This is a genomic window from Acinetobacter sp. YH12072 (genome assembly GCF_013419565.1).
Classification (GTDB): domain Bacteria; phylum Pseudomonadota; class Gammaproteobacteria; order Pseudomonadales; family Moraxellaceae; genus Acinetobacter.
Map to the genome: position 1 here is coordinate 66907 of NZ_VOZV01000008.1, position 13101 is coordinate 80007.

General features: G+C 41.8%; 12 protein-coding genes. 6 read left to right on the top strand and 6 right to left on the bottom strand.

What is annotated here, in order from left to right; translation table 11 throughout:
* Positions 1-5 precede the first annotated feature (5 nt).
* Positions 6-785, bottom strand: a complete 780-nt coding sequence (locus tag FTU19_RS04975) for a ferredoxin--NADP reductase (RefSeq protein ID WP_005236496.1) — start codon at positions 783-785, stop codon at positions 6-8.
* A gap of 105 nt (positions 786-890) precedes the next feature.
* On the opposite strand from FTU19_RS04975, the gene tsaA reads away from it, so the two are divergent.
* On the top strand, positions 891-1601 hold the full coding sequence (tsaA, locus tag FTU19_RS04980) for a tRNA (N6-threonylcarbamoyladenosine(37)-N6)-methyltransferase TrmO (protein ID WP_180130279.1): 711 nt from the start codon (positions 891-893) through the stop codon (positions 1599-1601).
* Between the two features lie 102 nt (positions 1602-1703).
* Here tsaA and FTU19_RS04985 read toward each other — a convergent pair whose 3' ends face one another.
* Positions 1704-2744, bottom strand: a complete 1041-nt coding sequence (locus tag FTU19_RS04985; RefSeq protein WP_180130281.1) for a hypothetical protein — start codon at positions 2742-2744, stop codon at positions 1704-1706.
* A 130-nt stretch (positions 2745-2874) separates the two neighbouring features.
* Positions 2875-4140 (bottom strand): MgtC/SapB family protein, encoded by a 1266-nt coding sequence (locus FTU19_RS04990; RefSeq protein ID WP_180130283.1) that lies wholly within the window; start codon positions 4138-4140, stop codon positions 2875-2877.
* Positions 4141-4352: 212 nt separating this feature from the next.
* Between FTU19_RS04990 and FTU19_RS04995 the strand changes: the two genes are divergently transcribed.
* The 4 genes from FTU19_RS04995 (at position 4353) to FTU19_RS05010 (ending at position 8701) form a co-directional block, all read left to right on the top strand.
* The gene (locus tag FTU19_RS04995) at positions 4353-6110 is read left to right on the top strand and encodes a GspE/PulE family protein (RefSeq protein ID WP_180033818.1); all 1758 of its coding nucleotides are present in this window, start codon (positions 4353-4355) and stop codon (positions 6108-6110) included.
* A gap of 95 nt (positions 6111-6205) precedes the next feature.
* Positions 6206-6571 carry a NirD/YgiW/YdeI family stress tolerance protein gene (locus FTU19_RS05000; RefSeq protein WP_034170733.1) on the top strand — a complete coding sequence of 122 codons (366 nt, stop codon included), beginning with the start codon at positions 6206-6208 and terminating at the stop codon, positions 6569-6571.
* Positions 6572-6707: 136 nt separating this feature from the next.
* A complete protein-coding gene (locus tag FTU19_RS05005) occupies positions 6708-7379 on the top strand; it encodes a response regulator transcription factor (RefSeq protein WP_180002863.1) in 672 nt (223 codons plus the stop codon).
* The gene (locus FTU19_RS05010) at positions 7376-8701 is read left to right on the top strand and encodes a HAMP domain-containing sensor histidine kinase (protein ID WP_180130285.1); all 1326 of its coding nucleotides are present in this window, start codon (positions 7376-7378) and stop codon (positions 8699-8701) included. The genes FTU19_RS05005 and FTU19_RS05010 overlap by 4 nt, the downstream gene beginning before the upstream one ends.
* A gap of 86 nt (positions 8702-8787) precedes the next feature.
* On the opposite strand, the gene hemP is transcribed toward FTU19_RS05010, so the two are convergent.
* Positions 8788-8958: a hemin uptake protein HemP gene (gene hemP / locus FTU19_RS05015; protein WP_004784247.1), complete on the bottom strand. Its 171-nt coding sequence runs from the start codon at positions 8956-8958 to the stop codon at positions 8788-8790.
* 138 nt (positions 8959-9096) lie between these two features.
* On the opposite strand from hemP, the gene FTU19_RS05020 reads away from it, so the two are divergent.
* Positions 9097-9996: an NUDIX domain-containing protein gene (locus FTU19_RS05020; protein WP_180130287.1), complete on the top strand. Its 900-nt coding sequence runs from the start codon at positions 9097-9099 to the stop codon at positions 9994-9996.
* Positions 9997-10037: 41 nt separating this feature from the next.
* Here FTU19_RS05020 and FTU19_RS05025 read toward each other — a convergent pair whose 3' ends face one another.
* The gene (locus FTU19_RS05025; RefSeq protein ID WP_125279080.1) at positions 10038-10586 is read right to left on the bottom strand and encodes a tetratricopeptide repeat protein; all 549 of its coding nucleotides are present in this window, start codon (positions 10584-10586) and stop codon (positions 10038-10040) included.
* Between the two features lie 14 nt (positions 10587-10600).
* Complete coding sequence (gene mrcB, locus FTU19_RS05030; protein ID WP_180130289.1) at positions 10601-12991, bottom strand: penicillin-binding protein 1B; 2391 nt, start codon at positions 12989-12991, stop codon at positions 10601-10603.
* Between the last annotated feature and the right edge of the window lie 110 nt (positions 12992-13101).

Sequence of the window (13101 nt, forward strand, 5' to 3'; positions counted from 1 at the left end):
TTAGATTATTTTTCAACGAATGCACGTTCAATCACGTAATCGCCCAGAACGCCCATACGTGGAGATTCTTTCAGACCGTGTTGGTCCAGCAGTGCAGCAACATCGTCCAGGAATGCAGGAGAACCACATAGCATTGCACGGTCAGTTTCAGGATTGAAACGGGGTAGTCCGATTTTCTCGAATAATTGACCAGATTCAATCGCAGTGGTTACACGACCTTGCGTATGGAACTCTTCACGAGTAACAGTTGGGTAATACACTAATTTTTCTTTAGCACCCAATTCACCAAAGAATTCGTGGTTTGGAATTTCGTTAAGAATCAAATCTTGATAAGCCAGTTCTGAAATGAAACGTGTACCGTGAACCACGATGATTTTTTCAAAACGTTCATAAGTTTCTGGATCACGGATTACAGAAAGGAAAGGTGCAAGACCAGTACCCGAAGAAAGCAGGTACAAGTTTTTACCTGGGTTTAAGTCATCAAGAACCAGCGTGCCTGTAGGCTTTTTAGAAACCAAGATTTCGTCGCCAACTTTTACTTTTTGCAAAATAGAAGTAAGAGGACCATCTGGCACTTTAATAGAGAAAAACTCTAGCTCTTCTTCATAGTTTGCACTTGCAATTGAATATGCACGCATTAAAGGCTTGCCATTGACTTCAAGACCGATCATCACAAACTGACCGTTTTTAAAACGTAATGCAGTGTCACGAGTCGTTTTAAAAGAGAATAAAGTGTCATTCCAATGGTGGACGTGAGTAATCTTTTCGACGTTAAAAGCAGCCATTAAAGGTCTCAATAAGTTATCAAATTAGAACAGGTTGCTATTCTAATCTAAATTCATTCTCTATAAACTGAATATATTTAATTGAGCTTATCAAAAAAAGTGATTATGACCGAACTCACTCTGCCGATTATTGGCTATATGTATTCTCCCTATAAAGAAAAGTTTGGCATCCCGCGTCAACCTAATTTGGTACAGGTTGAAAGTTATGTTGAAATGACCGGCCCATATAATGATTTACTCGCATTTGAAGGTATCGAAGAGTTTAGTCATCTCTGGTTAGTCTGGGAGTTTCATGATAATAAAAATCAGCAGAGCCAGCAATTTCGTCCGCAGGTTCGTCCACCCCGTTTAGGTGGTAACAAGAAAATAGGTGTATTTGCTACACGTAGTATGTACCGTCCTGCACCCATTGGTTTATCAGTCGTGAAATTAAATCGTGTCGAAAAAGTCGGTAAAAATGTCCGGGTTTATGTCACAGGAAGTGACCTGTTAGATGGAACGCCGATTATAGACATTAAACCCTATATTCAATATTCGGATGCAGTACCTGAAGCGCAAAGTGGCTACGCGCAAGATGAACCATCACGTAAGTCCGTGATGTGGAGTAAGGACGCTGAACAGCAAAAAAAATTATTATTAGAAAAAGGAACAATATCTGCTCAATTGCTAGAAGAACTTGAAGCCGTTTTATCTCTCGATCCTAGACCGGCATATCAGGATGATGAGAACCGGGTTTATGGAATGAAGTTTGCGGACTTGGATGTGAAATTTAAAGTTACTTTAGCTGATATTGTAGTCGATCAGTTAATTTTTTGAATTTTTAAAATGAAATACTGATTTAAAAATAGGAACCTCAACTAAATTGGAGTCCCTATTTAATATGAATATAAAGCACTCGAAGTACTTTATATCACGTTATTATGAGTATTTTTTAATTTGCTTTCTTAATTCTTCAGATGCAATATTATTAAATAAAGTGCATGCATTCTCTTGTAAAGTTGCATACTCCTGTAGAGCTGGTTTGTCCTGAGCAGATGCTGAATTAACCAGTGCTTTAGATGCGGCTAAAATATTTTTAATATTATATTCTTCTCCAGCTGGATGATAATCAACTTCATAATATTTGCTCTTATATTCAGCTAGTCCCCATTGCTGATCTTCTCTAAGATCTAGATATGCTATAGCATCCTTAAAAGTATGTTTGGCATATTTACTGTCTTTTGAAATATCAGCCCATTCAAGTTTCAAATAATCTTGTACATAATCTTCAAGTGAATATTTATATAACTCAATATATTTTTGTGAGTTATCAATAGTTTGGAATTGAATACAAGTAGATCCGGTAGGGAGGGTTGAATTAGAAAGTGCTCGATAAAAATCTTCCCCTTTTTCTCCCATAGGGTAGGTATCGAGTAAATTATATTTTAAATTGATATAATGCTCTGGACTGAGGACTTGAGCAATATTTTTACCACTAATATCAAAGACCTTGAATGTAAGTGTACTGCTTAATCCTGTGGAATTAATTGGAGAATATGGAACTTGCTTCCAAGTGGTTGCATTAGCCGTAATAGTCCCTTGCAATTTGCCATAGGTCGCATGTGTAGAACCGTGATCATATAATCCATTTTCAGTTAGATAGAAAGTTTCACTTTCATCCCAGCCTGTTGTCTCATCAACTTTAATATAGACATTCCCTTGATCAAAGGTTAGCTGTTCAATTTCATAATTTAGATCCGAGTCGGAATATTCATCAATATAGAATGATGACCATTGTTGGAAGTCAGGTTTTGTAAGGGTAGTATTTCCAGTTCCAGTTCCAGTTCCAGTTCCAGTTCCAGTTCCAGTTCCAGTTCCAGTTCCAGTATTACCGCCATTTGAATCAGAAGATGAACCCCCACCACACGCACTTAGTATTAATGTACTGAAAATAGCGAGCGATAAATTTTTTAATTTCATAATAGTCCTTATTAAAATAATTAATTTAAATATTGCTTTTCTTAATTGAAGCAAACTGATTATAGCGAGAAAATATTAGAATTAAACTTGTAAAATATATAAAAATTAATTATTTGAATATATTTAATAGTCAAAAATACATCCACCAAAAAATACCGATCAACACAGCCATATGTAAAATCTGTATCGGTGCAAAATATAACGCGAATTTAAAACCACCTGTTAAGGCTGCATTGACCGACTTAGCCAAAGCATGTGCGCCTAAACCTAAGAGTAAGGCATAGATCAAACGGGTATTGGAGGGATCTCCTTGAATGACCACACTGGCCATTGCGGCATGAATTTCAAATAAGGACGCAAATAAAGTACCAGCCAGAAGACCAGCATTGCCCAGTAATATTTCCAGTCCGTAAACTCCAGCCTGAATCAGGGTTAATGCAGCAGCGATAATCACAGCTTCTTTGAGACTAAACATTTTACTATCAGAAGATTCTGGAGACTCCTGATTTTTAGCAGGTTCAGCTTTATGTAATAATACAAATGCACATGCAGCCAGAATAAGCATAGCCACCAATGAAGGTAGGAGCAGAATTTTTAGCCAATCCCAGGAAACGCCTCCTACTACAATAAACAATAGAACTAATGTCGAAATGCATGACATCAGGGCAGCGCCAGCATTGGATTTTGCATCCATTTCACCTTTGCGCACCTGTATCCCCAGTTGAGCAATAGTTGCGGTACTGGAAACAAAACCTGAAGCAATTGAAGACAATATCAAGGCATTTTTAGTCGAGAAGAAACGTTTAGCGATATGTGCCAAAGCTTGAACTACCAGAATCAGAGTTACTAATTTTAAAATCAGATAAGGGTTCAGCACTTCACCCCATAAAGGCCGGTCAGGGGTTAGCGGTAAACCAATCAGAATCAAGGCTAATAATAGTAATCCATCCCTAAATTCTGCCTCAGTAATCCACTGTCCGGCAATATTATGCATAGAGTGTTTGGCCATTAAAATTATCGTGATCAGAACTGCTAGTCCTGCAGCCAGAGGAATATTCCACAGACAAATCGCCCCAATAAAATAGGTCATGATAAAGGCCAATTCAGTGGTTATCCCAGGGTCTTCTATCTGATTTCGGATAGAAAAAATGACAATACCGCCAATAATGAGTGCACCAGCTAGGCCCATTGCCATTCCGAATAAAAAGCACAATGCGCCTAATAAAGCACAGATCGCAAAAGAGCGTAGCCCTGCAAAACTGGCCTGTTCTTCACGCTGTTTGTGCCGTTCACGTTCCAGACCAATCAATAAGCCACATCCTAAGGCAGCAGTCAGGATAGTAAGCAATTCATGAAAGGAACTACTTTCATTTAAGGGAACTACGCTTAAATCCATACCTGGCCTCAGCGATTGAATAAGATATCCTGATTGAAATATAGGCGAAAAATTGACACATCGACAAGCAGAAAAAGGTTATGACCTAAAACCCATGTGATGTGTTTATCATTTATGAGAAACAATATTGCTTTTAAGTTTGGAAGTCGCGATGGAATGCGAAAAACAGGAAAAACTTGTTATAGTGGAGGCAGTTTTGGGGACCATCGATCATGAAATTTGATTTTGAAATTGATACAGGCTGGTGTTTGGATCAGCTTTTAAAAGACGGAAAAATAACTGAACGTGACCGGATGCGAGTTCAGACCACACATCGTCAACGTGAACAAATAAAATGGCATCCCTTGCAATGGATCGCGCACTTTAGTCTGGTTGATCAGTCCCATCCTCAAAGTACTTTGACACTCAACCGCTTATGCCAGTGGCTGGCAGAAAAAACCGGTTTAATGTTCTATATTATCGATCCGCTCAAAGCTGATGTGCAGGCCTTGACCAATGTTATGTCACAGGAATATGCATTGCGTAACCGTATTCTGGCAGTAGAAATTCAACCAGATAAAGTTCTGATTGCTACAGATCAGCCTTATAAAACTGAATGGGTCTCAAACCTCGAACAGAATATTGCACCAAAAAAAATTGAACGGGTATTGCTCAATCCGGAACAGCTCCAGCGTTATATTGTTGAATATTATCAGGTGAGTCGTGCAGTCAGTGGCTCACAAAAATCATCTGCTTATGACCGGGAAAATAAAGGCGTAGAAGCCTTACTGCAACTGGGTGATTCACAGAATCCGGATGCCAATGACCAGCATATCGTGAAACTGGTAGACTGGGTGCTGCAATTTGCCTTTGAGCAGGGTGCCAGTGATATTCATATGGAACCGCGCAAAGACACCGGCAAGATCCGTTTCCGGATTGATGGAGTATTGCATACCATCTATAACATGCCAGCCAATACCTTGACCGCAGTCATTTCCCGAATCAAGATTCTGGGCCGGATGAATGTGGCAGAAAAACGTAAACCACAGGATGGTCGTTTAAAAACTCGGACTCCAAAAGGGCAGGAAACTGAACTGCGTTTATCGACATTACCTACCGCATTTGGTGAAAAGCTGGTAATGCGTATCTTTGACCCAGAAGTTCTGGTCAGAAGTTTTCAGCAGCTCGGTTTCGAAGGGCATCTGCTCAATGACTGGAATAATCTGACCAGCCATAGTCACGGTATTATTTTGGTCACCGGACCGACCGGTTCTGGTAAAACCACCACACTGTATTCCACTTTAAAGCAGCTTGCGACTGAGCAGGTGAATGTCTGCACGATTGAAGATCCGATCGAGATGCTGGAACCAAGCTTTAACCAGATGCAGGTCAATAACGGAATTGAGCTGGGCTTTGCAGATGGTGTACGTGCACTGATGCGTCAGGATCCTGACATTATTATGGTCGGCGAGATTCGTGACCAAGATACGGCCAATATGGCGATTCAGGCAGCATTAACCGGTCACTTGGTACTTTCTACCTTGCATACTAATGATGCGCCGTCGAGTCTGACCCGTTTGCATGATCTGGGCGTACAACCATTTTTAACAGCAGCGACTATCCTGGGGGTTCTGGCCCAACGTCTGGTGCGTAAGCTATGCCCACACTGCAAGCAGGAGAGTTTTCTGGATGAGCAGGAATGGCAACATCTGGCAGTGGACTATCCTTTACCACGTCCGGAATTTGTTTTTAAAGCAGTCGGTTGTGAAGAGTGTCGCCATACCGGTTATAAAGGCCGAATCGGGATTTATGAGTTTATGCCGCTTAGCCTGACCACCAAGCAATTGATCGGAGCGGATGCTAACCTGAATCAGTTACGTCAGCAGGCAAAAAAAGAAGGGGTAGAACCTTTACGGATTGCCGGTGCTCGCAAGATTCTGGAAGGGGTCACCACGCTTGAAGAGGTTTTAAGAGTTGTGCCATTAAATTAATTCTAAAGATGAAGCGATCTTAAGATTCAATTCATCTTCGGCTGTTTTAATAGCATTATCGAAACAGGGCAAGACTTTAAAAAGAGGTAACTGCAATGAAAATGATGATGAATACTGTTTTAGCAGCAGCATTAATGGGTTCAATTGGGACTGTCGCAGTTGCGAGTAGTGAAACTGCGGTGAATCAGGCTGCATTTGCTAAAACGACTACAGTTAAGCAAGCATTGACCATGAAAGATGACAGCAAGGTTCAGCTGAAAGGTTATGTGGTAAAAGCTGTCGGTGATGAAAAATACCAGTTCCGCGATAATACTGGCACCATCACTGTCGAAATTGATGATGAACTTTGGCAAGGTAAACCAGTATCAGCTAAAACACCTGTGGTAATCATTGGTGAAGTGGACATTGACTATAAACCTGCGAAACGTGTTGAAATTGATGTCGACCAAGTTCAGTTCTAATTTCAGCAGGATTTCCTGAACTGAATCTGAAGACAGCAACAAAAAACCACATGCAAGTTACCAAAAAGCATGTGGTTTTTTTGAGTCTGGAACTTTTTCAAGGCATGATAGAAAGATAAAATAAGCGGAGCATAGCATGCGTATTCTTTTGGCAGAGGATGATGAATCTCAGGCGGAAAGTATTCAAACTTGGCTGGAAATGGATGGTTATGTAATTGATCGGGTTGATCGTGGGGATCATGCCATTCTGGCGATTGAACAGCATCAGTATGACTGTATTTTGCTGGATCGTGGCCTGCCGAATGCAACTGGAGATGACATTCTTAAAAGCTTGCGCAATAAACAGAAAGATACGCCCGTTATATTTATCACCGCCAAGGACAGTATTCATGATCGGGTTGCAGGACTCGATCTGGGGGCCAATGATTATCTGGTAAAACCTTTCAGTCTGGAAGAACTTTCCGCTCGCGTGCGTGCCCAGCTCAGACAAAAACAGCAAATGCCAAATCATGTCCTGCAATGGCAGGATCTTAGTCTGGACACCCAAGCCAAGACTGTAATGAAGGCGGGGCAGAGCATTAATCTGACTGCAAAAGAATTCCAGATTTTATATAAGCTGATGCAAAAACCAGAACATATCATTACCCGAGAACAGCTGGAAGAATCACTCTATGCCTGGGGAGACGAAATTGAAAGCAATGCGATTGAAGTCTTTATTTATCAGCTACGTAAAAAAATCGGCAGTCAGATGATTAAAACCATTCGTGGCTTGGGCTACCGGATGCATAAACCTGAGGCCTCCATATGAAGGCACCTATTTCCCTGCAAAGTCGACTGACTCAACATGCCATGTTCAGTTCCATACTGGCAGGATTTCTGGCATGGCTGCTGTTATTGGGAATTTCCAGCTATCAGGCGATTGATCTGCATGATGACCTGATGGAGGAAATTTCAGAGTTACTTCTGGGAGATGTTAATCAAGCCAAAAATGCGCAGGTCGATGAAATCAGTGAGCAGTTTGATATTCAATATGCCTTACTACTGAATCAGCAGGTACTGACCACTTCAATTGATGATGAACTGATTAATGAGATACCAGTTGCACAGAAAAACGGGTTTCACTTTGATTATGAAAATGGTCATTTTATTCGCATCCTGATTGCTGAAGATCAAGACTTGAAAGTGAAAGTGGTACAACCGCTTTCGGTACGCTTTGATGAGCTTTGGCAAACGACTTTAGGTTTCGCCGGGATTTTATTTATCCTATGGATATTACAGTGGCTGATTTTACGTTTTGCCATTAAGCGGCAATTAAGACCTTTAAATAAAATTTCCCGAGAAATCGGTTCTAAATCTGCACAGGATCTCACTCCGGTTCAAAGTCCTGATCCTGAGATTACTGAATTGCAACCGATTATCCGTCAGCTGAATGCCATGTTGAGCAGGCTGGAAAAGTCATTGGCTGCCGAGCAACGTTTTACTGCCGATGCTTCACATGAGTTGCGTTCCCCATTGTCTGCCATTCAAATGCGTTTACAGGTGCTGAAACGTAAATATCAGGAAGATGCTCAACTTAGGCAAGCGTTACAGATGATTCAGAATGACGTCAACCGCGGAACGCAGATTCTGGAAAACTTACTGCTATTGGCTCGGCTTGATCCAGAACATGCAGAGCAGTTGCCCAAACAGCAGGTGAATCTTAAAGTATTGGTTCAGGAGGTCTTACAAGCTTTACAACCTTTTGCTCAGGAAAAAGAGATCCACTGGAACTTAAAACTTGAAGATGCAGTGATTGAAGCAAATGCAGAGCTGATTTTTAGCTGTATCCGCAATCTGGTTGATAATGCCATTCGTTACACGCCGATGCAGGGACAGGTCGAAATCAGGACGATAGTTGAAGGTCAGAATCTACAACTTATGATTGAAAATTCGGGAGAGGGAATTCAGGAAGAAGTTGTTCAACGTTTAGGTGAGCGTTTTTACCGCGCCTTGGGCACGCGAACACAAGGTTCAGGTTTGGGATTGTCGATTTGTCAAAAGATTATGCAGTTACATACGGCCAAGATTGATTATGCGCCGTCAGTTTTGGGTGGGCTTAAAGTTTCATTAATTTTTCAATCTGAAGAATAAAGATATTAGATATAGCAATTAAAAAAAGCAGTATGCGCTGATTCATACTGCCTGTTCCCACGTTTATTATTTTTGGAGTATTTAAATTACTTAGTCAGGATGAGACGATTGTTACGAGTCAAACGTAGACGGTATTCTTCACCCGCATGCATGATCCGGATTTCTCGTCCTAGCGCAAATAAATTGTTCGAATGCAACATCGGTAGCGCATGCTGAGTATCATTATTGCGGGTAAATAGGCTAAATGGTGCGTTCATTCCGTCGACTCCGTGGTGTGTTTTGGATTGATTTAAATGATAATCATTATCGAATAGATCTGTCAACGAATAATTGCTGCATTTATAAAAAACTCTAATTTGCTTACAATCTGTAAAACTTCAATAGTTCAGAACATTATGTCCAAAGCCACAATTCATGTCGCCATCGCTATTTTATTTCATCAAACTCAGGTTCTGGTCGGTTGGCGTGAAGCTAAACAGCATCAGGGCAATAAATATGAGTTTCCAGGCGGAAAAGTAGAACAGGGCGAATTGCCTATAGAGGCATGTCGACGTGAAGTGATTGAAGAAGTCGGAATTGACATCGAACAATGGCAGGCTTTTGATTTTATTTCGCATGAATATGAAGATGTCATCGTCAATCTGCATATTTTCCATGCTTCGGTTCAGCCAGAACAATTAGCTGGAATCAAGCAGCCTTGGCGCTGGTATAGCCGGGATGAACTCAGTGAACTAAATTTTCCTAAAGCCAATCAGGCCATGATTCAAAAGCTGCAATGGCCGAGAAAGATCAAAATTTCTGAAGACTTAAGTCACCTGAATAATCTGGAAACAGACCAGATGCTGTATTGGCGAGTAATGGCCAGCCCTGAACACATTAGCCAGTTACAGCAGATTCCAGTCGATCAGTTATCCAGATTGATCATTAATCAGGAACTTTGGTCACAATTGAATGAATTGCAGCAGCAAACCATTCGTACGCTTCACCTGAAACAGTCTCAATTGATGCAACTGCAAAAAGGGGAGTTAGCTGGTGGCTATCGTTATCTTGCAGCCTGTCACGATCTGGAAGCATTAAAACATGCAGAAAACATAGGCTGTGAAGCAGCTTTACTCAGCCCGGTACTGGCAACAGAAACACATCCTGATACCGCAGCTTTGGGCTGGGAAAAATTTAAACAGATGGCTGAACAGGTACAGATTCCTGTATTTGCCTTAGGCGGTATAAAAGCTGAAGATCTAGACCATGCTCAAAACCAGCATGCTTATGGGATTGCAGGGATCCGTTATGTTTAAGTCAGAAACTTATTATAAATAACCGGGCTCACGCCAGGGCCTTAAAATTTCTTTAAGGCCTGCTGAGCTTGCTGAATGGCTTTGGTGTTTTTTTGCAGTTGAGCTGCTTTCAGGCGCACCTGCCAGAGCTGCTTTTTCATTGCATTGGTCTGCGCATAGCTCAAACCACGTAAGGCGAAAGCATCTGCACGGGCCGGCTGGTTTTTACGGTTTGCGATCAAGCCAAGATACAGATAAGTTTCTGAAGCTTGGGGCGCCAAACGCTGAGCTTGTACTGCAGAAGTTTCAGCTTGATTATATTGCTGCTTGCTATAGGCCTGCTGAGTTTGCTGCATCAATTTTTTAAATGCAGGTAAGTTACGTCCATCATCAAACTTTTGTGCCTGAGGCTTTTGCTCAGGGATCACAATCTTCTGACGTTTAATCTCCGGTCGATCATAGGGCGTAATCACTACACCATCAGGTGTAGAGGATTTTGGTTTCTGCTGAACCGGAGGTTTGGTAGGAGCCGCAGGCTGTTCTGGCTCCGACATGCTTTGGCAGCCCACCAGACCGAGGATGAGCAGACCAGGAATCAATTTTCTTAACATAAACATAGACTCAATTATTGGCTATAACTTCCACTCGCGATAATACGGGTTTGTTTAGCAACTTCGCGTTCTATTTCTGTTTCACTTTCTTGTATATAACGACTGAGATCATCATCTTCCTCATCTTCTGGTGAAGGTTCTGAATCAATCGTATAAGGTTCAGTGGCGTAATGCGAGATGCCACAAGCAGTTGCCTGATTAGGCAAGGCATGACGTGAAATCGGAATATACATGGCACCATCACAGCCTTGGGCAGTCAGTTTACCTGTATAACGGTCCAGCCAGTGCCATTCAATTTCATTAGGCTGAGCCAGATTCACCGGCTTCTGATGCAGCTGTTTCATGACATTGGTCCAGACCGGAAGTGCACCTGAAGAACCGGTTAATCCAGTGACTTTGTTGTCATCCAGACCTAACCAGACCACTGTCATATAGTTGCCAGAATAACCTGCAAACCATGAATCACGGGTATCGTTTGTCGTACCCGATTTACCCGCCAGATTCAGGTTGCGTGGCAAACTGTTATAGGCAGAACGACCAGTACCACTCGACATGACCTGTTGTAAACCATAATTCAGAGCATAGGCTGATGCTGGATCAATCGTCGGCTGAACACTTAAGCTGTAACGTTCAAGCGAGCGGCCATTCGCATCGACTACAGAACGAATTGATTTCACCGGATATTTAAAGCCACCTGTTGCGAAGTTACCGTAAATATTCATCACTTCCATCGGTGACATGTCTACTGCACCTAAATAAATAGATGGATAATTTGGTATGTCAGAAGTCACACCGAATTTTTGTAGATGGTTAATAAAGGTCGACAGGCCAAATTCCTGCGCCAAACGCACCGCGGATAGGTTATAGGATTGTGACAGGGCAAGAGACATCGGTACTACACCATGTGCGCTACCACTATAGTTTTTCGGTGTCCAGGGTTTGCCATCACTTTGAATGGTGATCTGACTGTCTTCAATTGGACTGGCCCAGTGATAACGATTCGATTCTAGCGCTGTCAGATAAATCACCGGTTTGAGTAATGAACCCACCTGACGCTTGGCATCTAAAGCACGGTTAAAACCGGTAAAGTCCTGGGTAGAACCTACCGCTGCAACCAGTTCGCCATTTTCCGGATGTGCTACCAATACCGCACCCTGTAAATCTTTCAGGCGTCCTGGATTGGATTTACTTAAGCGTGCCACGGTATCTTTAAAACTTTCTTGAATTCGGGTTTGGGCTAAAGGATCTAAAGTGGTAAATATTCGCAGACCCTGATTGGTTAAATCGGTTTCCTGATAGTCGGTACGTAACTGACGGCGAACGATATCCAGGAAATCCGGAAAACGCGCTGGACCTAAAGTCGGTTTTGAAATGACATTAAGAGGGCGGGCTTTTTCTGTTTCATACTGATCCTTTGTCAGATACCCCATGACCAGCATGTTATGTAGGACCACATCACGACGTTTTTTGGCAATTTCCGGATTACGCCACGGGTTATACAGGCTTGGACCCTGAACCAGACCTACTAGAAAGGCCTGTTGGGAAATATTCAGTTCACGTAGCGGCAGGCCAAAATAGAACTGTGAGGCCAGACCATAACCATTAATGGAATAGTTGCCATTTTGGCCCAGATTCACTTCATTTAAATAGGCTTCCAGAATCTCATCTTTGCCATAATGCAATTCAATCAGCATTGCCATAAAGGCTTCATTCACCTTACGTTTTAAGGTGCGTTCTGGTGTTAAGTAGAAATTCTTGACCAGCTGCTGGGTGAGGGTTGAACCACCTTGACGTTTACCACCAGTAATATTACTTACCACTGCACGTGCAATCCCGCGTGGAGATACACCATGGTGATTGTAGAAATTGCGGTCTTCGGTAGCAATTAACGCGTCAATTAACGGTTTAGGCACTTTATTGAGCTTAATCAGCACACGGTCTTCATTATGCTGTGGATAAATACCACCAATCAATAAAGGTTCCAGACGGGCAATCCCGCTAGAAGAGGGCTTGGTCGCACTTACTTCAGCAATCTGATCGCCATCAAAGCTGACTTTCAATACCTGTTCAGGTTCAACGCGATCGCCAAAATCAAAGCCACGGGTATGCACATACATGGTATTGCCAGTGCTGACAAAGCTGCCCGATTTGGTATAGCTGTCTGAACCTTTATAACCCAGTAATTTTAATTCTTGTTGGAAATCCTGCTGGCTGACAGGGGCATTTACATACACTTCCATCGGGCGTGCGAAAACCTTGGCCGGAATATCCCAGCGTTGACCTTCAAATTTTTTACGCACAATATTATCTAATTTAATCAAATAGATACTAAATGCTACAAATGCAGAAATGACTAGAATGGAGAAGATTAAGGCAATGAACCCCATACCTCGTTCAGATTTCATAAATGACGATAAGACCCTGTGAAATTGTGCTAATCATGCGAAGCTTTTCATTATTTTGCAATATTTAATCAATTATTGAGATTAAAATTAAAATTAAACTTCACATTTTC